19 protein-coding genes and 1 pseudogene are annotated in these 18,893 nt (G+C 57.4%); 8 read left to right on the top strand and 12 right to left on the bottom strand.

Annotated elements, in window-relative coordinates; genetic code table 11:
- The first annotated feature begins 1 nt into the window (after position 1).
- Positions 2 to 337 carry a carotenoid oxygenase family protein gene (locus PDMSB3_RS38395; RefSeq protein WP_165185133.1) on the top strand — a complete coding sequence of 112 codons (336 nt, stop codon included), beginning with the start codon at positions 2 to 4 and terminating at the stop codon, positions 335 to 337.
- Between the two features lie 120 nt (positions 338 to 457).
- Here PDMSB3_RS38395 and PDMSB3_RS37760 read toward each other — a convergent pair whose 3' ends face one another.
- The 5 genes from PDMSB3_RS37760 to PDMSB3_RS04735 form a co-directional block, all read right to left on the bottom strand.
- Positions 458 to 808 carry a hypothetical protein gene (locus tag PDMSB3_RS37760; RefSeq protein WP_232064111.1) on the bottom strand — a complete coding sequence of 117 codons (351 nt, stop codon included), beginning with the start codon at positions 806 to 808 and terminating at the stop codon, positions 458 to 460.
- 22 nt (positions 809 to 830) lie between these two features.
- On the bottom strand, positions 831 to 1,412 hold the full coding sequence (locus tag PDMSB3_RS37755) for a DUF2442 domain-containing protein (protein ID WP_232064110.1): 582 nt from the start codon (positions 1,410 to 1,412) through the stop codon (positions 831 to 833).
- Positions 1,413 to 1,436: 24 nt separating this feature from the next.
- Entirely contained in the window at positions 1,437 to 2,441 is a 1,005-nt protein-coding gene (locus tag PDMSB3_RS04740) for a hypothetical protein (protein ID WP_165185131.1), read from the bottom strand.
- A 45-nt stretch (positions 2,442 to 2,486) separates the two neighbouring features.
- Positions 2,487 to 3,005, bottom strand: a complete 519-nt coding sequence (locus PDMSB3_RS37750; protein ID WP_232064248.1) for a DUF6088 family protein — start codon at positions 3,003 to 3,005, stop codon at positions 2,487 to 2,489.
- A gap of 601 nt (positions 3,006 to 3,606) precedes the next feature.
- Positions 3,607 to 4,158, bottom strand: coding sequence for an HAD domain-containing protein (locus tag PDMSB3_RS04735; protein ID WP_165185128.1), 552 nt, complete (start codon positions 4,156 to 4,158; stop codon positions 3,607 to 3,609).
- A 690-nt stretch (positions 4,159 to 4,848) separates the two neighbouring features.
- Here PDMSB3_RS04735 and PDMSB3_RS04730 point away from each other — a divergent pair.
- A complete protein-coding gene (locus PDMSB3_RS04730; protein WP_165185125.1) occupies positions 4,849 to 5,322 on the top strand; it encodes a helix-turn-helix domain-containing protein in 474 nt (157 codons plus the stop codon).
- Here the strand turns inward: PDMSB3_RS04730 and PDMSB3_RS04725 are convergent.
- Complete coding sequence (locus tag PDMSB3_RS04725) at positions 5,319 to 5,534, bottom strand: hypothetical protein (RefSeq protein ID WP_165185122.1); 216 nt, start codon at positions 5,532 to 5,534, stop codon at positions 5,319 to 5,321. The two genes, PDMSB3_RS04730 and PDMSB3_RS04725, sit on opposite strands and share 4 nt — an antisense overlap.
- A 109-nt stretch (positions 5,535 to 5,643) precedes the next feature.
- On the opposite strand from PDMSB3_RS04725, the gene PDMSB3_RS04720 reads away from it, so the two are divergent.
- A complete protein-coding gene (locus PDMSB3_RS04720; protein WP_165185119.1) occupies positions 5,644 to 7,353 on the top strand; it encodes an ATP-dependent nuclease in 1,710 nt (569 codons plus the stop codon).
- Entirely contained in the window at positions 7,346 to 8,755 is a 1,410-nt protein-coding gene (locus PDMSB3_RS04715; protein ID WP_165185116.1) for a UvrD-helicase domain-containing protein, read from the top strand. The genes PDMSB3_RS04720 and PDMSB3_RS04715 overlap by 8 nt, the downstream gene beginning before the upstream one ends.
- A gap of 68 nt (positions 8,756 to 8,823) precedes the next feature.
- On the opposite strand, the gene PDMSB3_RS04710 is transcribed toward PDMSB3_RS04715, so the two are convergent.
- The 5 genes from PDMSB3_RS04710 to PDMSB3_RS04690 all read right to left on the bottom strand — a co-directional run bounded on the left by PDMSB3_RS04710 (position 8,824) and on the right by PDMSB3_RS04690 (position 13,530).
- Positions 8,824 to 9,213: a hypothetical protein gene (locus PDMSB3_RS04710; protein ID WP_232064109.1), complete on the bottom strand. Its 390-nt coding sequence runs from the start codon at positions 9,211 to 9,213 to the stop codon at positions 8,824 to 8,826.
- Positions 9,214 to 9,580: 367 nt separating this feature from the next.
- Positions 9,581 to 11,431 (bottom strand): DUF3732 domain-containing protein, encoded by a 1,851-nt coding sequence (locus PDMSB3_RS04705; RefSeq protein WP_165185110.1) that lies wholly within the window; start codon positions 11,429 to 11,431, stop codon positions 9,581 to 9,583.
- The gene (locus PDMSB3_RS04700; protein ID WP_165185107.1) at positions 11,428 to 11,874 is read right to left on the bottom strand and encodes a three component ABC system middle component; all 447 of its coding nucleotides are present in this window, start codon (positions 11,872 to 11,874) and stop codon (positions 11,428 to 11,430) included. Before PDMSB3_RS04700 ends, PDMSB3_RS04705 begins: the two co-directional genes overlap by 4 nt.
- Positions 11,864 to 13,081 carry an ABC-three component system protein gene (locus PDMSB3_RS04695; RefSeq protein ID WP_165185104.1) on the bottom strand — a complete coding sequence of 406 codons (1,218 nt, stop codon included), beginning with the start codon at positions 13,079 to 13,081 and terminating at the stop codon, positions 11,864 to 11,866. Before PDMSB3_RS04695 ends, PDMSB3_RS04700 begins: the two co-directional genes overlap by 11 nt.
- A 152-nt stretch (positions 13,082 to 13,233) precedes the next feature.
- Positions 13,234 to 13,530 (bottom strand): hypothetical protein, encoded by a 297-nt coding sequence (locus tag PDMSB3_RS04690; protein WP_165185101.1) that lies wholly within the window; start codon positions 13,528 to 13,530, stop codon positions 13,234 to 13,236.
- A gap of 244 nt (positions 13,531 to 13,774) precedes the next feature.
- Between PDMSB3_RS04690 and PDMSB3_RS04685 the strand changes: the two are divergent.
- Together PDMSB3_RS04685 and PDMSB3_RS04680 are read left to right on the top strand one after the other, a co-directional pair.
- A pseudogene (locus PDMSB3_RS04685) lies at positions 13,775 to 14,680 on the top strand (GNAT family N-acetyltransferase); the annotation flags it as partial.
- Positions 14,681 to 14,689: 9 nt separating this feature from the next.
- A complete protein-coding gene (locus tag PDMSB3_RS04680) occupies positions 14,690 to 15,046 on the top strand; it encodes a GIY-YIG nuclease family protein (RefSeq protein WP_165185098.1) in 357 nt (118 codons plus the stop codon).
- 42 nt (positions 15,047 to 15,088) lie between these two features.
- Here the strand turns inward: PDMSB3_RS04680 and PDMSB3_RS04675 are convergent, their stop codons facing one another.
- A complete protein-coding gene (locus PDMSB3_RS04675) occupies positions 15,089 to 17,191 on the bottom strand; it encodes an FUSC family protein (protein WP_165185095.1) in 2,103 nt (700 codons plus the stop codon).
- A 320-nt stretch (positions 17,192 to 17,511) separates the two neighbouring features.
- Here PDMSB3_RS04675 and PDMSB3_RS04670 point away from each other — a divergent pair, with 320 nt between their 5' ends.
- Both PDMSB3_RS04670 and PDMSB3_RS04665 read left to right on the top strand, forming a co-directional pair.
- On the top strand, positions 17,512 to 17,937 hold the full coding sequence (locus PDMSB3_RS04670) for a TolC family protein (protein ID WP_035516372.1): 426 nt from the start codon (positions 17,512 to 17,514) through the stop codon (positions 17,935 to 17,937).
- On the top strand, positions 17,925 to 18,863 hold the full coding sequence (locus tag PDMSB3_RS04665; protein WP_007175828.1) for a LysR family transcriptional regulator: 939 nt from the start codon (positions 17,925 to 17,927) through the stop codon (positions 18,861 to 18,863). The genes PDMSB3_RS04670 and PDMSB3_RS04665 overlap by 13 nt, the downstream gene beginning before the upstream one ends.
- Positions 18,864 to 18,893: the final 30 nt, after the last annotated feature.

The raw sequence follows: 18,893 nt of genomic DNA, 5'->3' as shown, positions 1-18,893 counted from the left end.
CGTGCGTCGGCCAAATGCGGTCCGTGCAGACGACGGTTGGATAATGGCCTACGCCGAGGACGCCATCCGCAATCCCAGCGACCTGGTCATTCTTGACGCGCAGGACGTCGGTGGCAACTCGATGGCAGGCGTCCGCCAGCCGGTTCGCGCGCCGTTGATTTCCCCGGGGAGCTGGATGCCCCCCCCCGCTATCGGTGCGCCGAAAGCGGTAGTGAACAGTTCTCGTCGGCGCCTAGCTACAAGTCATCGAGGTCGATTTGGACAGCGTGGTCTACTGATTTCAGCGGTTCAGAAACGCCGTGATGTTCGGCGTTGTGCAACAATTCCCTCACGCTGATATCCTCGACGCCACAGCGCCCCTTGAACTGCGAAGTCCCACAAGCTTGCGCTGATTCGCGGGTAGTCAGCGGTGGTTACGGTTTCTGTCAGAACGAGCATTGTGGGCTCACGGAGGGTACTAAAGCCCAACCGGGTCGTTATCCTCGGTCTGCGAATCCAGATAGGCGCGCCAGGCTGCATTCCGCTTCGCTAGGTAAGCCTGAATCGAAGTCGCATCGATATCGACTTGGCCCGATGAACTTTTCGCCTCCACCTCGACCAGCACGCCAATGTTAAGAAGATGGCGAATGTGCGCTTGGCTGACGAAGAGAAATTTCACTGCTTCTTCAATGGTCATGACAGACACTTCAACGTGACTATCTCGTTGCATGGACAAAAGCGAGGTGCGCAGCCAGTTGTCGCTATGTAGGGTAGGCACCGCCGGCAGTAGCCAGTTCTCGCGCCGCACGGTCATCGAGTCGATACACATGTGTCCCGTTTCCGAGTGTTTGTTACCAGTTGAGCAGAGTGCGCAGCCGTTCCAATAGCCAATCCGTTTCGACGACGCTCGTCCACTGTTTTCCTTCGATAGCCCTTTTCATTCTCCGCAGCGTTACTTCGCGCGAATTCTCGGGGTATTTCGCTGCGTCTTTAAGGGTCTTTGGCACCAACTGCTGTGCCAAGTCTTCACACATGTCCCACCGCTCAAACCTTTCGGCCGCAGTTAATCCGACGACGAACCTACCGCCAATCGACCTCACCGCGAGCTTTGGCTGAGCGCCGGCTAGTGAAGCGGGCGTCGTTTCCCAAGGAAAGTCGTTGGGAACCTGTAAACTCAACGTCTCTTCAAGAAGGAGCGGTTCATAGTCACGCATTAGTCCGCTGACGCGGATGTTCTCGTGAAGTTGGTCCCAATGCAGCTCTGCGCCGGACGCAGAGACTCGAACATCGTTTCGTTGGTCGGGCGTCGCTGCTAGCAATCGAGGAAACCATCGCCATGGAATCCGAAATTCTCGACCGTCTTTCAACAGAAGGATGAAGTCGCGCTCATTTACGTCAATCGAGATTGCCGTGGGTTCCTCTGGATTTGTCATTGGTTGACCCTCCTCGTTTGTCGACTAGAGGTGCTTGCAAAGGTAGCCAACGATGCGCTTGGCGATTTCGATGAAGCTTTCATGCTCATCGCGGGGCAACGTTTCTGAATGCAGCCGAGTTCCAACTGCAGCGGCAATGCGGATTAGAATCCGCTCACCGTCGACGTGAATTTGCACGCAAGCTTCCCGTATAGGCGTCGAGTCCCCCGCCGCCTGACGCGCGACGAAGAGGGAAAATATCCTGACGTCGGGATACGGCCCGAGTGGCCACTGATAACCGTGCAAGTGAAGTGCATTCGAGGCGCGCTCCCATAGAGGCCTCCTTGGGTCCACGTCGGCCGCAGCTGTGTAAAGCAATTCGATGTCCGCAGGTTCCACTTCATGCTCGCCATCGAAAATTTTGACCACTGTGCGCGACCACTGCGTGGCCCAAGCCGTGGCCATCCGACTCACTGTTTTGAACCCATCCACGCTCTTCAGAACTTCGAGGGGACTGCGGTCGCCCAGACGTTCACGCCGTGAAGTGAGAAAGTCGAGCCTAGCGTCCGAGGGCGCGGGCGCGATGATTTGGCAAATTGCATAAATGCTCCTCCGCTGACTTGCCGGAACTGCCAGCAAAGCGGGGAAATACTCCACGCCGTCTACTTTAATCGTAAAAACGCTGTCGTCCGCGAGGAGCACAGAAAGCCTTCGCGCTGTCAGGTTGCCGCGCCTGCGAAATTCCGCTTCTGAAATCAATTCGCCGTTCGCAATCATCTCGCGCCGACTCGTTAGTGCTTGCTGCCAAAGGTCCTCGCGGAGGATGTCTTCGTCGATGTCTTCGCCGGCCTCCAGATAGGATTCGAGGACGATGTGCTGGATGCGAGCGATAACTTCATCTGGCAAGTATCCAACCTTGACGCGGTCCGACGCCGGCAGCCGGAAATTGCTTGCTGCGATTTTGCGCACAAGCGCGGAAGCAACGAACTGCGCGAGGTCAAACTCCGCGTCAATGCGCCGCATCGCAATGTCCCAACCGCTATCAGCCACGAGCTACTCCAGACGCAGAAGGCAAAATGGGCATTTCTAGTATCTTCACGGTTGCGGCTCCTTAGGCATCCGCTTGCTGCTTCGCTCGTAAGTGACAGTCCTGCTACCCAGCGAAATGCGTCGCGAAATACGACGTCGCCCTGTATCCACTGTTGCAAGCATAGGTACCTGGGTGGTTTTGCCCGCGTTATAGTCCCGAGCGAGCTGGCCGTGGCTGACATCTATGTCTAGCTTGCGAAAAGCTTCTGCCGCGATTTCCTCAAACGTCGCTGCAGTTGCAGCTTCACCGGTGAATTTGTTGAGTCGTGTCTTGGCGTAAATTCCGAGCCCGACTCGTACCAATCGCTTGTTCTTAACCAGATTGGACAAGACTCGGGTAAGTTGCGCCGGGCTCCCAAGAGCGGCGAGCTCGGAGCGGAGAATCACTACGCTGTACCTCCTAGCAATTGAACGAACCACTCGGTCTTTGAGTTTCACCGCGATTTTTCTCAGTTCGTATTGTTGACCGCAAGTGCTCCCGGGGTCGGCAACTGTCCCATACCAGCACGTAGGCCACAGGCGCATCGCGCATTCAGCATCAGCCACCTCAGATTGCCATTTTCGAACCCAATTCACGCGATGCCATGTACGGCATCATTGCTTGCCTCCTCGGCGCATACGCCCCATGAGGTCCGCGACCGCAGGATGGTGTTCTCTGCTCGCCAGATGAAGTAGGACGGCGAGGCCAATCTCGGTGGGTGAGTGAGATGGCTCGACGCGCATGCGTGCGATTTTTACCAATGACTGGCCAGTAGCGACAGCCTCACCTCGAATTCGTCCCGATGTGTCAATGGATATTGTGAAGCGCGCGGCCGCATCTTGCACTTGCCTACATTCGCGTTCGACGAAGACAGTAATATTCGTTACGCGAGCGCGCTTTGCGCATGTAGCCGTCTCAGGACGCGCAACCGCATTTTCGTCAGAGACGAGCTGCGCGCTTTCGTATCTAGCTAGGGCATGGTATGCGTCGACCCAAATGTCGGGGCCACCTCCATGCTGAACGCAACGTCCGTATAGAACCTGAGCCCATTGCAAGTTAGACCCAAATTGCCCTGTGTACACTCCAATTACGATGCCCTCGTTCTCCCGAAATGCAGTGCTCTCTACCGCATAAACTGCCATCACGTCAGTACTCCCGCTCATACATCGTGGCCAATTTTCCTCGCAGTTCCGCTAACACCATCGGCGTGCTAATTCCGAGAACCTCATGTGTTCGTATTAACTTGTCCCGACACCACGTCGGCCAATGCAAATAGTCGTCATCGACTGCAAGCCAGTCGTCTGGCTTGCGTCGCAGGACGTCTGCCCATATTTGCATTCCTCGAGGCGCCTGCCTAAACAACTCTGCGTCCATGTTTTCGTGATACGTCGCTCCAATCACCCTGCTACGCAATTCTGGCGGCAATTTGCGCGCGACCCTCACAACGCTTTTGTAGACACGCACCCAGGACGTTGACAGCACAATGCGGAGGTCCGGATATGGCAGCAGGGTTTTCTCAAGCAATCCTACATTCTCAAACAATTTATGACCTTTGGGCGACTCAATATAGGGCCCTCGGCCGGTGCGCATATAGACATTCTCGGGATGCAAGACGCCATCAAAGTCTAAATACAGTACGAATCCACCAGTTGCTGCTGGTGGTGGCACAGCAGGCGGTGGTGTTAAAACGTCGCTCATCTTCCAATATTTGTAGTCTCGTACAGTCTCGCTTCCTGAGATACACGCGCTAGCTCGCGCAAAGCCCCGCGCGCAATTCTCTGCCGCTTGCGTCGATAAGCTTCTGCTTTTGCCCGAAGCACGGATACACGACCGCGGCGCACTGGTACTGGCCGCGAGGGGTGTTTCCGCAACAGCTTCTTGCTCACATAAGTTTTTGACACGAAAAGCAACAGGGCCAACTCGGCGACTGACATCAAGTGGCGGTCATCGGCGCTAGTCATCCAAACTTTCCCTCGAATCACACATGCATCAACAATGAAGGCGCAATGAGGACGCCGTCAGGTGCTGTGCTCAAAAAACACGGCCCTGCCTCAAGTATTTCGACCGTACGGTCGATTGTCGAACGTCTTGGCATCGGCCTTTCCACCGGCAAAGCGCGACGTGGAAAATTTGAGAGCTGAACCTCCTCAAATTTCAGACGACAAAACCGTCTGTCCGAGACTCGGAATGGCGAAAATGCTTCGGAACGCTCACAGCATCGCGCCTTTGCGATGCCGCTCGACAAACCGCACATACGGCAAGTGTAGGCGTTTACGATGTACATGTAAACGACAACATTTCAAGTGACGACAACTTTTACGACGCAAATTTTAAAGGCGAACAGTTTTACGCTGTAGACAGATAAATTGTTGTCGCCAAAATTGCGACATGAAAACGACTAACGAGCAGATGAGCTTGAGGGAACGCTTCGCGCGGAATCTGAAGCGCTACCGCATAGAAATGGGCATGACGCAGGAGAAACTGGGGAGTTTTGTCGGGGCCGACCGTACGGGCATCAGTCGCCTTGAACAGACTTACGGGAATCCAACGTTGGAGCGCGCGGACGCCCTTGCTACGGCACTGGGAATCGATGTCCGAGTACTGATGGCAACGCCGACAGACGCCGTGATTGAGCATCGTGCGCCGACGAAAGATGTCTCAAGCGCTGCGGTCGGTGCCAAAGTCCTCGAACTGCGTAGCGCGGAGGGTATTTCCCAGAAGGAGCTGGGGGCACGCGTTGGGCTCGACCGCAATTTCATCTCGCGCGTTGAATCGCAAAGCGGGCGTTCCACACCACTTGAATTTGCCTCGCTTGAGAAACTGGCAGCAGCACTTAGCGTGAACCCGGTGGATTTGCTTTAGAAGCGCCGACGGACAGGGTTCAACCGCCGCCATTGCATGAGCACGTTCGGTCGCCAACGAACAGGCTCGCGGTCGAGCAGTTCGGCGCGGGGTGGTAGCAGCCAAGGGCGGTGTCTTGCTCGCAGGATGATTGTGCGCAGGGAGAGGCCGAGGATGTCGGCAAGGTCGGTGGCGTCGAGATAGACTGCCGGTTGCGGGTCGGGAGCATTCATGCAACCTGTAGCGCAACGGCTTTAGTCGCTGCAGAAAACGTAAAACATCGAGCTTGCCGCGATTCGAGCATATGAGCGCGCGAGCCCAGCTATACGCCGAGGGCAAGCCGTGCACATCGTCGCGCTACGGGTCAACAATTTTCGGGGAATCCGCGAGCTATCGTGGTTTCCGAATCAAGGCGTCAACTGTTTAATTGGTCCGGGCGACAGCTGCAAAACTACGATTCTCGATGCTATCGACCTGCTGCTTGCAGAACGGCAGAACGTCACGTTTGACGACCTTGACTTCTACGACGCGAATCCGTCCAACGCAATCAGAATCGTTGCATGCATTGCCGAGTTGCCGAGAGACTACCTGCGAGAGGACCGATACGGACTGTATCTATCCGGCTGGAATTCCGTCACGCGTTCGTGGAACGCTGAGCCCTCGGAGAAGCAAGGATTTGGACCCGTACTGACGCTCGAACTCTTGGTCGATGAAACACTCGAGCCCTTGTGGTCAATCTATGTTGGATGCGCGCCCGAAGACAAGTCCAAGCGAATTCGCTTCGCTGACCGCAAGGAGATGGCGCCAGCGCGCCTCGGCGCCTACGCGGACAGACACCTTTCATGGGGCCGCGGCTCCGCCTTGCAACGGGTCGGTGCACATCCAGAAAGGCTGCCAGCGCAGCTGAACGAGCTGTTCCGCTCGGCTCGCGACACGTTTGCTGCCAAAGGCGCCTCGACCTTCAGTGAAATCATTGAGGCAGTTGCACCGGACATCACAGGGTTGGGTGTTCAGGTTCGTAACAAGCTAACCGCGAATCTTGACCACACGAGCTTCTCCATGAACGCAAGCGGAGTTGCCCTTCATGATGGCAACGTACCCTTTCGCTGTATGGGAACAGGCTCCGCGCGGCTTGCAGTTGCCGCCCTCCAGAGTGCTGAATCGGCACATCGCCAGTTCTTGCTCGTCGATGAGATTGAGTACGGGCTCGAGCCCCACCGAATCTCTCTGCTAGTCAGCCATCTCCGAAAACGGGTTGAATCAGGCGGTCAGGTATTTCTGAGCACGCATTCCACGAGCGTACTGCGCGAGGTAAGGTTCGGGGAAGTCTTTGTTTCCCGACGTGACGCAACGGGCAAAGTTGAAGTGAAGCCGTCGTCCACAACTGCCACGGCGCCGCTTGAGGCAAAGCGCTATATTCGCGACTTGGGCGAAGCGTTGCTTACAAGGTCCGTCCTCGTTTGCGAAGGGCAGACAGAGGTCGCCCTTCTCAAGGGATACGCTGAAGGCAAACAAAGGCAGTTCCAGATGTTTGGTGCGACCGTCATAGATGGCGGAGGGGCCTCGGCGCCCGCCATCGCAATACACTTTGCGTCACTGGGATATCGGACTGCCCTGCTTACCGACAGCGATGCCCCAATCCCACCCGCCTTCACTGCATCGCTCAAAGCCGAGAAGATTCCCCACTTCGAGTGGGGCGACGGGCGATGCACTGAAGAAGAGCTTTTTATGGGGACACCGCAGGACTTGCGCCCAAAGCTACTAGAGTTGATTGTTCGCGAAATTGGAGAGCCGCGCGCTCTGGGAGAACTGTCCAACGTTGTTCAGCAGAAGCTCGAAACGCTGCAGCATGCATCCACGTATCTATCGGACCAGAATTGGCTCCGTCACATTGGTGGACTCGCGCATAAGTCGAAGTGGATTAAGAAAGACTACGACCTCTGCTTCCGTATCGGCTCAAATCTCGCGACGCCCCCGGTAGCCCCAGGAGCACCTGCCCATTTGCCGTGGCAGCTCGACCAGATTATTAGTTGGCTCTGCAGCGATGCTTGAACTGACCGTCCAGCAGATGCTCCGCGCTCGCGCCGGCGCTATTGAAGCGCCAGCGGGCACCGGTAAAACCGAGCAGATTGCCCTTGTCGCCGGCAACGCTCCGGGCCGCTGGTTGATTCTCACGCATACAGTCGCTGGTGTTGATGCCATTCGACGCCGGCTGGCCAAATACAAGATAGCCCCCGAGAAAGCTCAGGTCGAGACGCTGTCGGCATGGGCGCACCGATGGGCACGTGCTTTTCCAAAGGGGTCAGGGTTGGCCTCAACGTGGTCGGCTAAAGACCGGGATTGGGATACGGTGATGGTAGCGGCCGCGACGCTGATTGAAAGCGGTGCCGTCGAGAGCATTCTTCGCGCGTCGTATGAAGGCGTTCTCGTAGACGAGTATCAGGATTGCACCGTCGCACATCATGGGCTTGTACGCACGCTTGCGCTCCATCTTCCTTGCTATGTGTTCGGCGACCCGTTGCAGGCCATTTTTGGCTTTCGCCCAGGCATGCTCGCTAACTGGCACACGCACACCTTGGCGGCCTTCCCACAGGCAGGCGTGCTAGCTACGCCTCAAAGATGGATTCATGCCGGCAATCCCGCACTCGGTGCGTGGCTCATCGGCCAGCGAGCAAACTTCAGCGCCGGCATTTTCGATTTCCGGGGCGCCCCGACATGCCTAACATGGCAGGCTTGCGCCCCTCGGCTCGCAGCCCAGCAGCTCGCCGGCTCCTGGTCGGTCCAGCTTCGTGCTGGAGAGACGCTCGCGGTGGTTCATTCGAGCATCGACGAAGTGCGGCGCGCAGACCTGGCAAAGGCCATCCATGCGACTACGGTCGAACCCATTGGTGGCAGGACCGAGCGCAATTTTTATGAGAGCCTCAGAACGCAAACCGGGGTTGACCGGGTGAACGCCGTGCTCGACCTCATGGGAACAGCGTATCTGGGCGTAGGGGCTGCGAGCAAAAGGAAGCGCGTTGAATCGTTGCTGGCAAATCCGACGCGCATCAAAACACCGGCTACGCCAGCAGAGGTCGCATTGACCGGCATCGTGACGAGCGATTCGCTCGCGAATGTCTTGGACGCAATTCGGTGCATTGAGAATGAGACCGGCGTAACAACCGTGCGCCCAGAACTGGTGTATTGCATCAAATCCGCGTTGCAGCTATGCGCAGAGAATCCCGCGCTACAACTGGACGATGCCGCATTTCAAGTTGCGAACGCACGTCGAGAGAGAGGACGAGTCCTGCGGAATCGCGCTGTTGGCAGCACGCTATTGATGAAAGGCCTTGAATTCGACCATGTCGTCGTTACGCCGGACGCGTGTGAAAACCGCCATCACTGGTACGTGGCTCTGACGCGCGGCACGAGGTCGGTTCGTGTCTTGGCGCCAAGTGTGAGTTTCAGCGTCTAACTAGCAAGCCGACCTTTCGACCATAGTCACCTCCGACGTTCGTCCCAAAGTAGTCCGGCTAAAGCACGTCAATCCGAGACACACTGCTTCGCGCGCTCAGCCGCGGTCGCCCTCAACGAAGCGAAGAGCGCGTTTCGCTCGAACAGGGCGAACGCGTAACAACCTGCTGCCAGATGCCACACAGGTTTGAAGGGTGACGGTGGTAGCTGGTGATAAAAAAACGAAACACCGTAGAGACAGAACGTCAGCAGCACGATTCCAACAAGCCCAAAAATCGCGTCGTCAGGCAGATACCGGTCGATAAAAAACAGCGCGTTATCGACCAACATCATCGCAAGCAGCGCCACAATGCAAGAGAAGACCAGTCCGGCAGCCATGTTCGTCATAACGCTGGCATCCGGAGAATTGTGAATTGGAAAATCCGCGTCGATGCCGAGCGCGACCATCGGAATCAGCAACAACCACGCGAACTTTTGAATCGTCTTCAATACGCTGAATGAGAACATCGTTCCTCCACTCTGACACGCGTTTCGGGGTAGCGTCCGCAAGAACGCAGGCCATATATTCCTGATTTCGATGTCAACTGCAAGCGACTTTGTCGCCTTCTAGCAACGCCTCCCGTGAGCTGTCCCGGCGCCACCCACGCTCCCTCTTAGCGAATGGGCCTCGCCGTGAGCAACATGGCCCTAGACCGCCGGCCACAGCAAATGCAACAAGGGATGCTTGCGCCGAGCCTGCTGCCCGGCCCGGCGTATACGCGGGCATGGGGTCGCCGCAACATCGCCTGAAGCTAACAGCTTGTCCAGTGGGTCAAGGGTCCGCCCTTTACACTTGCCAGGACTGCGGAATGAGCGCCTCCCCATTGCGGAATTCGGGCAGGAGGTGCACGTAGTTCATGCCCGTGAAGGTATCCCGCGGGACATGCTCGAAGACAATCATCTGAAATTCCGTCTGATAATCGTTGTTCATACGAGCGACAAAATTGTTGAGCAGATTGAAAGCGATTGAGACCTTCTCGCTGTCGCTGTTCGTAAGCTTCACATTGTCGTTCGCTTTCTCGTCCGGATAGTACGGTCGACTCGGCTGGTCAATAATCAGAAAGCTTGGGATGAACATCGACTTGTGGCTGATGGCAACTTCATGCAGCGCAAGGAAATGCAGCAGATGCAGGAACATGTGATTCGAACTGCTGCCCACGTTCTCAATCAGCTTGGAACGCGGCTTTCGTAGTCGCAAGCGCTTTTCCTTGTATGCAAAGTCGGTCTGGTAGCTGGCGTAGTTCGCAAGCGCATTGGCTGTTTCCTTCAACAGAGCGAGCGCAATCTCGTTAATCATGGAGACAACGGCCTGCCGGGTTTCCTCTACGTCACGTACCTCGATATCGTCCATTTGCTGTTGGAGGTCTGCTTCGTCGGAAGTAGCTGACTGGAGAACGGCCGGCGTTCTCGCTCCCTCGTAGGCATTAAATCGCCCCATCGCCTCACCAACGAACATCCACTTTTCGCGCTCTGACGCAAAAGATTTCGGCTCCTGCGGAAGCCCGGAGAGGTCGCGTTGCAGCGTCTCGCGTTCCTCCTCGAGTGACTTGACCATCGCGCTTATCTGCCCGTCCACCGGCTGCTTGCCAGCGATGGATTTCTTGACTGCCGACAGGTCCGTTTTAAGGCTGCTGATAAGGTCATCGAAAATCTCCGACTTCAAGAGCGTCGGCGCCTGCTTCAAAAGCTGCTCGATTGGCCGAAGGCTGTCCTCCGCGTTCTTCAACGTGTCTTTGTACGAGCGGTATTCAGACGTGAACTGCCTGAGCTTTCGCAACCGCCGCTCAACGACAAAGAGCTTGGCACTTGCTTCGACATATCGGTTCAGGGCGCGCCCTGCCTCCGGTGACGCAGCGTCGCGAATCGCACTCCGTACACTGTCGATGGACAGTTTTTCAGGGTCACTATCTATCAACCCGTATTCAGCCGCCTTAACAGCGATATCGCGTACTTCCTCATCAAACGTTTCCCGCCCTTGGCCGAGATGCGCGTCCTTGCGCTGGAGCCTCGAAAGGTCCTTCCTGAGGACCTCCTTCCTCTCGCGCGCGGCAATGTTTGAGAGGTCGTCGATTCCGAGCGCCATATCGAATATGCGCGGCAAAGCCTCCTGATACCGCTCTTCAGACTGCTTGTCGAAGAACACCTTGCTGTTAGTGATGATGTCTTCGGAAATGGTGTTGAACAAAAAGAAATATCTGAACGACACCTTCGAGCCCGCCTTCAGCGCCCGCCCGCCATATGCGACCGTGACCTTGTCGTCGATATGGAACTCAGCCTCCAGTATCGACTTGATGTCGTCCTCTCTTGTGTTCGGCTGTGGCGCGTCCGGAACAGCGCCGGTGCTCGAGAAGTAATAGTCTTTCGACACCGCGTTGTCTAACGGGCTCCTGCGTGCAATGGTGTAGGTCTTGTCGTTCACGTAAAACGTGAGCCCATACCAGCCGACGTTCTCGTTGATGATGCTGTCAGGAAGCTTATGCGAGCTGGCCAGAAAACAGTAATCGATGATGTCAAGCAAAGCGCTTTTACCGGTGTGACTACCGCCCGTGAGCACATTTACCCGGTTGCGCTCGAATGCCAGGCTTCGTTGCTCACCGCTCTTTGACCAAAGCGTGATGGAATCAATGCCAAAATTCAAAGCTTCACCCTGAAATTTAGATACAGTTCTTCGACCGGGCTCGCGAGGAGCGAAGCGATGTGCCCGGCCGCTTTGACGATTTTCTGTGCTCGCTTGCCAAACGCGGCATCAATTTCCAATGGCTTAAGCAATGTCAGACCGTCGTCGAATTGAACGAACCCGGCCGCCACGAGTAGCTGTATCGCGTTTATCGTTACTGCCAAACTGTCGTCGAAACGGGTTGAAAAGTTCGCGAACAAATCAGGCCGTTGGGCGACCAATGCTGCAGCTTCTCTCTGCGCGACTCGAGAATTGCCTAGATAACGAACGGTTACATCGTGCATGACGAGCGGCATCACAAGCAGGGCTTTCGGGAGCGTCACGCCCTTCGAGTGTCCAAGGACGCTCATTAGCGCAATTGAGCAAATCCCCACGTTGTTGTATCCGGACCATCTATTGCTCATTGCCGCTCCAATCTTTATGCCAGCCTATCTGTCCAGCGTCAGAGAGATAGTAGAGCTCCCCGTTACTCAATGTTGTCGTAAGTTCGGTCTCGCCCAAGCTGAACTGGTCGCGCCTTAGAGTCATCAGCAAATCCATCGCCGCGTCGATAATCTGCTGCGGACTATTACAGCCGCGAAAAGCCACCCGGAACTCGTTTCGCCAACGAACGAATACCTCTTCATGGAAGTTTTCGATTTCGTCGCGGACAAGGTCACCTTCCTGAACCCACTGCTCCAGATATCTCGATATACGCAGCTTGTAGGTGGTGTAATCGATGGCGAGCTCCTCGTCAGAATCGGTAATGTCACCAATCTCCAGGAGACGCTTGATGAATTTCTGCGCGAAGATGTCGTCCGGCAACTCCGGAGTGAACTTTGGATAGACCAGCTTTTTTGTACGTCCGTCGTCGAAAATACGCTTGTACCGTTTCATGAAGTCATCGAAGCTGATGACTATTGACTCGCCACGCTTGATGGCAATGAAGTTGTCGGTTCTGATATTGGAATCGAGACGAGAAAAAACGGTTTCCAGCTTGTCGGTATCGATAATTTTCGCGAGAAGGGAGACCTTCACGCGGCCAATTATGTCGTCGAGTTCGAGCTCCAAGCGGACATTCACGAAAAACGCCTTGAGGACATCGGGCGACAACTTCAGCACCGCATCGATATAGCCTCTAATACCGTCGTCGGCAGTCTTACCGTTTAGAAATTTCAAGTGACCAAGCAGCTGTTCGAAGTCTTCTTCGCCCGCATGGAACTGGTCGAGTATCTGAAGAAACTGATTCGACTTGGAATGCGACTTATTAGAGACAAGAAGGAACCTCGTGTTCTCCACGAACCGCATTTGTGCACCAAAGGTTTCGCGCCCTTCCGCCGAATCTGTGATTACCTGCGACCAGTTGAAAAGCGTCTTCCAGAGGTCCGAATCGAGTTCGGTCAACGCTATTGGCTCGCCCTTCGCGTTACTTTGAACCGTGTGCTTGAGCTGGACGAGTATGTTGAAATCGGCGTTGAGCGCCGTATGCACGTCGTCTTTTACTTCAAGGCCAACGGATTGCCCTGGTTTTAGGTTGAGTATTCTGTCGAGGAAGTAGTAGTACTGGTAGTCAAATCCAATACTTTTATCATCCGCGCTGGTCTTGTCGGTAAAGCTCTTTTCGTTTGCCACGTGCTACGCCCAGTTCTTCTGCTGACTACGCACACCCTTGACCACCAAGGTCGGCATTCGAATGAGTCTTGGCGGCATCCCCGGAATTGAAAGCAGACAGACTTACGAAAGCTTTCTGATGCCGAATGATACTTCGTCCATACGTATTTTTGTTAGTTGCGTCGGACTTGTGTTGCGGGAGCAGCAACTATCCGCGCGGCCAGAAAATCTTTGATTTCAGACAGGTGCCGACGCCCCTCTTCCCGTGGCGTGATTACGACGCCTTCTGGTATGGTGACACCGAGACTTTTGGCAATGTTGGAAACATAGGGCCGGGTACGTCCAGGAAGCGCCTGGCGGGCCTTGATTACCCGTTGAAGCCCACAGGTGTCGACGAGGTACGCGAAGGTACGGCGGTCCCTCTCATTCGCCAGGATGATGTCAAGGCTGTCCGGAGTGATTGCTTCCATGGTCGGCTCCGTTGGGAGGGTTGGGCACAAAATGGAATCTAGTCGAAGAAATGGAAAAAACAATATATTTTTCAACAACTTATCATCGACATTCCGCGCCCCTCCCCCGGACCCCCACCGGTTTCGGGCATGCTTGCCCTCAACCTAAAGTCTCTCGGCTCCCTGCGGTCGCCTTCGAAAAGCTTAGATACAGATGCACGTAAACCCTACTTGGACACAAAACGCTCTATTCTTGACTAGTACCTATGTGTTCGACTGGGCTTGGGCCGACGCCTACAAGCGCAACGGCTTGCCGTATTACCCGAAGCTGCTGTGCGCGGTGCCGTTCACGCCGGTGCAAGGCAACCGGTTGTTGTCGGCGGATACGCATGCGCTCAGGCATCTGGCGGCCACGCTGATGGCGTTCGCCGAGCAGGCCGACGTGTCGTCGCTGCATGTGCTGTTTCCCACCGAAACGGAAGCCAACGCGCTCACCGAAATGGGCATGATGCAACGCGAAGGCGTGCAGTTCCATTGGCTCAACGACGGCTATCGCGACTTCGACGATTTCCTCTCCACGCTCGAACAGAAGAAGCGCAAGAACATTCGCGCCGAGCGGCGCAAAGTGCATGAAGCCGGCGTGACCATGCGCCGGCTTCGCGGCGAGGACATTCAGGACGCGGACTGGCGTTTCTTCAGCAAGTGTTATCGGCAAACTTACCGCGAGCACTTTTCGAGTCCGTATCTGAACCTCGATTTCTTCCGCATGATCGGCGCGTCGATGCCGGAGAACCTGTTGCTCGTGATCGCCGAATACGAAGGCAAGCCGATCGCCAGTTCGCTCGTGGTGTATCAGCGCGACGCCAAAACCGGCGGCACGCTGTATGGCCGCTACTGGGGCGCGCTGGAACACGTGCCGTGCCTGCACTTCGAAACCGCGTACTACCAGCCGCTCGAATTCTGCATCGAAGAAAAGCTCGGCGCGTTCGAAGGCGGCGCCCAGGGCGAACACAAGATGGCGCGCGGCTTCCTGCCCACGGTGACGCGCTCGGCGCACTGGCTCGCGCATCCTGCTTTCGCAGACGCGGTCGGCCATTTTCTCGACAACGAAAAGAACAGCATCCACGCGTATGTGGATGAACTGCGCGAACACAATCCGTTTAAAGGCTGAAGCGCACCGATGGCGTGGTTTCTCTATCTGCTCGAATGCTCGGACGGCAGCGTCTATACGGGCATTGCCGTCGACGTGCAGGCGCGCTTCGACAAACACGTGAGTGGCGAGGGCGCGCGTTATACGCGTTCGCGCAAGCCGGTGCAGGTGCTGGCGTCGTTCGAACTGGCGGATCGGTCGAGCGCGTCGCGCGCGGAGTATTGGGTCAAGCGGCTGTCGCCGTCTGAGAAGCGGGCGCTGGCGGCGGGCTTTCGCACGCTGGAGTCGGTCATGCCGGAGCCGGAGCCCGAGCCTGACCCGGAACCTCAGCCTCAGCACGAAGCGATCGAAGCCGGGCAGACTCAAGAAGCCACCCGCGCGACCTGAAACGGCTTCAGCTTCGTCGTCGCTCTTCCTCGCGCCGCGTTACTATCCCCTCGCCTCCCGCATCCGCTCATTGAGCAGCCGATGCATCAGCGCAAGCTCGCCCACCGCATCCGCCTCCAGCGAAGTCAGCCCGTCGCGTGCGGGCAGCGCGTGGCGAACCGGCCGCAAGGTCCGATTCAACGCGGCGTCGATGTCCGCGCTCACGGTCGCGATCCAGGCGCCGAGCTCATCGTGCATATCGCGCCGGTTCGTGCTCAGACGCAGTTGCGTCGCGGTGCCGGCCATTCTGCGCAATACGCTCAGCACCGTCAGCGTCACGGTATCGACCATCGAGTCCTCGAGCTTTTCGAGGCGCATCCGGCCGATGGCTTCCTCCGCGTTATTGCTGCCCAGACCGGCGGCCCGGCGCAAGCGCTCCATGTCCTTCTCGCTGCGACGGGGCGACTCCAGCGCGGCTCGCAGATACGCGAGATTGGCGCGCACCGCCTCGCCCAGATACGCGCGGTAGTCGATCTTTTCGCGCGTCGGCCACAGATAGAACGTGGCCAGCAGCGCCAATACGCAGCCGAGCACATTGTTGCCGAGCCGCGTGATCGCATAGGCGAATTCGCTGGCGCCCGGCGTCGCGAAGTCGGCGACCAGCACGAAGGTCGGCGTGAGGAACAGCACGAACAGGCTGTAGCTGACCGGACGCAGCGCCATGGTCGCCATCACCAGCGGAAACACCGCGAGGGAAATGCCGAGCGGCGAATGGATCGCGTAGCCGATACCCGCCGCCAGCACGCCGCCGACAATGCTGCCCGCGGCCCGTTCGATACTGCGCGGCCACGTAGCGGCAATCGACGGTTGCAAGATCAACAGCGTCGCCATCGTGGCCCAGTAGCCGAACGGCAGCCCGAGCGCGCGAATCACGAGAAAGCCCGCCGTGGTCGTCACGCCGACGCGGGCCGCATGCCGCAAGCCGACCGAGTCGGCCGACAGATTGGCCTTGAGCGTGGCCCAGATGCGCGTGAAAAGCCGCGTCGCGCTATCACGCCAGCTTTCCGGCTGCGCATACACCGGCGTGAAGTCGACCAGTTCGAAATCGGACTTCAGCTTCACGGGTTCCATCAAGGCGCTTTCGAGCCGCCTGGCAAAACGCCGCAAGCGCAATTGCAAATCGGTAAGACGCGCCCACTGTCCGTCATTGACTGCCGCGCCGATGCCACGCAGCACGTCGCCCGTGGCCGTCAGCAACCGGACTGCGCGTTTTGCGCGCCATGCGTCGTCCGGTGCTCGTTCGCATGCGCCGGAGACGGCGATCAGATACGCGAACAACGCTTCGCTGTCGGTCAGCAAGCCGAGCAGCGTGTCGTAAGTTTCACGGCCACCCGTTCTCGACGCCGGCACCCGCGCCAGCACCTTGCGCGAGCGTTCCAGCGCGGCGCGGGCGTCGGCGCGAAATTTCGCGGCATGCGTGGCCCACTCACCGCGGGCCGCGCGCCGCTCCAGCAGCCGCGCGCTATCCAACGCGATGTCGGCCAGACGCAGGTACACAGCGCGCAGCGTCGAGCGGCTCGTACTGAACGGGTGAATGCGCCAGACCGTCAGACTCAGCGCCACGGCAAACAGGCAGCCGATCAGGTAGACGCCGAGAAACGCCATGCCTTGCCGAACATCGTGCATTGGCCGGTCGACCATCACGACGCATGCGGTGGCGACGAGAATCGTCACCTGTGCAGTGGCGGCGCCCCAGATCCGGCCGAACGCGCCCAGACTCGTGAAGACCAGCAACGCAAGCGCGGCGAACACGGTCCCGGCTGCGGAGGCGAAAGCCGTCAAGCCGCCGCATAGCGTGGACAACACGGCGAAGCCCATCATCGACGCGAAGCGGGCGCGGTTGGAACCGGCGGCGTCGGCGAGACAGGTCCAGAAGGCGCCGATCGCCGCCCACGCGAAGGTCGGTTCGTGCAGCACATTGCCGAGCGCAAGCATGGCCGTCGATGCGCACGCCGCCCGCAAACCTTCCGACAGACTGGCCTCGCTCGCCGAAAACGACACCATCCATACCGGCCGCTGGCGGTAAATCGCATTGGCGACGGCATACAGCCAGTTCGACCAGCGCTGCGAAGAAGACGACGACGGGTTGGACTTGCGATTCAGCATCCGGACGGTGTGCTCCTTGGAACGCGGATTGGCGCCGCGTCAGCGCCTCTGGATAGCCGGCGGAATGTCAGCGCGGCGGGGAGCCCAATGATAAGGGTTTACACCTAGATATAAAAATGCATTCGGTTCATCCTCTCGATGCGCTGTGTCTATGTGGTGTCGATGGAGCGGCGGTGCTCAAGCGGCAGGGAGTGCAACCTCGCGACGGCTACTGCCCGAATCGGCGTTCGAATAGGTGCCCTATATCCGAATGCGATTCTCGGTGCGTTCACAGGCATGACAGGCGCGACGGAAGACCTCGGCGAAGGGGCGACGAAGCGTTGGAACATGGCTCCCATGATAAGCTGGACTTCCGTGCGAACGGTGCGTGCGCGGGCACGTGGGCCTGCCAGTCAGAAGCGCTGGCCCGATTCGATGGAGTGGTTCTTGATGCGCTGAAAGATGTTCAATGCGGCGTTGCCGGTTATAGCGGCAACATCGACCGCATGCACTCGCTCGAACGGCCTTACGCATTGGCGGCTGATTCCGCGAGTCACGCCGACCACCTCTACTCAATGGGCCGGGCGACATTCCTGGACGACCTTGATGCGAGCCGCTCGCTGACCGATAGCGGGCTCGATTCGATCATAAGCAGAGTCGGCGTGTCTCTCAGTCAGTCAACGCGGCAGATGGGCGATGACACGACCTCACTCACGAACACGACGTCGCGCCAGAGAATAAGTAAAGGAAAAGAATGGATACGCTGAACCAGATGCGTGTGTTTGCACGCGTTGTTGAATCGGGCACGTTCACCGCAGCGGCAAACACGTTGAATACAAGTCCCGGCGCAATCTCACGCGCAGTCGCGGAACTGGAAACACGGCTTAGAACGAGACTGCTCAACCGGTCAACGCGGAAGGTTGCCCTCACTCCAGCCGGAGAAATCTATCTTCAGAGATGCAAGCAGATTCTGGCGGACGTCGAGATGGCCGAGGAAGAAGCAAGTGATGCGCAGTCGCGCCCCATGGGTAAGCTTCGAGTTCACAGCTTCACGGGAATCGGGCAGTACTACGTGTTGCCCGCCATCAAGGAGTACAGGTCACGCTATCCGAACGTCTCCGTAGAGCTCACCTTATCCCAGCGGGCGCCGGAGTTGTATAAGGGCAGCACCGATATTGCCGTCGTGGCAACTTCTTCGGCGCTTCCAGATTCGGACCTCGTCTCGCATCTACTGGGCTCCTCTTTCAGCGTCTTGTGTGCGTCGCCAGACTATGTCCATCAACGCGGCATGCCGGATTCACCTGAACAGCTTGCCCGTCACGAATGTCTCATTCTGCATTCCCCCGCTTTTCCGGCCTACGAATGGCTACTGGAGAGCGACAACGGAAGCGAATCGATGAAGGTATCCGGTGCAGTGGAGTTGAACACGCCTGAGGCAATCGGCATGGCCGCGCGGGCAAGTATGGGCATAGGCGTATTGCCGATCTACACGGCGCTTGAGGGTTTATCTAACCACACCCTCGTGCGAGTACTTCCCGGCTACACGCTCCAGAAGATGAATATCTACGCGCTTCATCCGTCCAGAAGATACACAGACGCCAGAATCAAGACGTGGGTCGAGTTTCTGCGTCAGCATCTTCCAACTGTGACGGCACGCGACGCACAACTGATCGAAGCGCACCAGGCTTGTTGAAAGCTGCAATAGCGAGAGCACCAAACCGCG

The organism is Paraburkholderia dioscoreae (assembly GCF_902459535.1).
GTDB lineage: Bacteria > Pseudomonadota > Gammaproteobacteria > Burkholderiales > Burkholderiaceae > Paraburkholderia > Paraburkholderia dioscoreae.
Note: the sequence above shows the minus strand (reverse complement) of the source record. Positions and strands in the feature narration are given on the sequence as shown.

Excerpts from the sequence above, each read along its gene's own strand:
- PDMSB3_RS37760 (WP_232064111.1), bottom strand. The coding sequence starts at position 808 with ATGTGTATCGACTCGATGACCGTGCGGCGCGAGAACTGGCTACTGCCG.
- PDMSB3_RS37755 (WP_232064110.1), bottom strand. The coding sequence starts at position 1,412 with ATGACAAATCCAGAGGAACCCACGGCAATCTCGATTGACGTAAATGAG.
- PDMSB3_RS37750 (WP_232064248.1), bottom strand. The coding sequence starts at position 3,005 with ATGCGCCTGTGGCCTACGTGCTGGTATGGGACAGTTGCCGACCCCGGG.
- PDMSB3_RS04735 (WP_165185128.1), bottom strand. The coding sequence starts at position 4,158 with ATGAGCGACGTTTTAACACCACCGCCTGCTGTGCCACCACCAGCAGCA.
- PDMSB3_RS04730 (WP_165185125.1), top strand. The coding sequence starts at position 4,849 with ATGAAAACGACTAACGAGCAGATGAGCTTGAGGGAACGCTTCGCGCGG.
- PDMSB3_RS04725 (WP_165185122.1), bottom strand. The coding sequence starts at position 5,534 with ATGAATGCTCCCGACCCGCAACCGGCAGTCTATCTCGACGCCACCGAC.
- PDMSB3_RS04715 (WP_165185116.1), top strand. The coding sequence starts at position 7,346 with ATGCTTGAACTGACCGTCCAGCAGATGCTCCGCGCTCGCGCCGGCGCT.
- PDMSB3_RS04700 (WP_165185107.1), bottom strand. The coding sequence starts at position 11,874 with ATGAGCAATAGATGGTCCGGATACAACAACGTGGGGATTTGCTCAATT.
- PDMSB3_RS04690 (WP_165185101.1), bottom strand. The coding sequence starts at position 13,530 with ATGGAAGCAATCACTCCGGACAGCCTTGACATCATCCTGGCGAATGAG.
- PDMSB3_RS04680 (WP_165185098.1), top strand. The coding sequence starts at position 14,690 with ATGGCGTGGTTTCTCTATCTGCTCGAATGCTCGGACGGCAGCGTCTAT.
- PDMSB3_RS04675 (WP_165185095.1), bottom strand. The coding sequence starts at position 17,191 with ATGCTGAATCGCAAGTCCAACCCGTCGTCGTCTTCTTCGCAGCGCTGG.
- PDMSB3_RS04665 (WP_007175828.1), top strand. The coding sequence starts at position 17,925 with ATGGATACGCTGAACCAGATGCGTGTGTTTGCACGCGTTGTTGAATCG.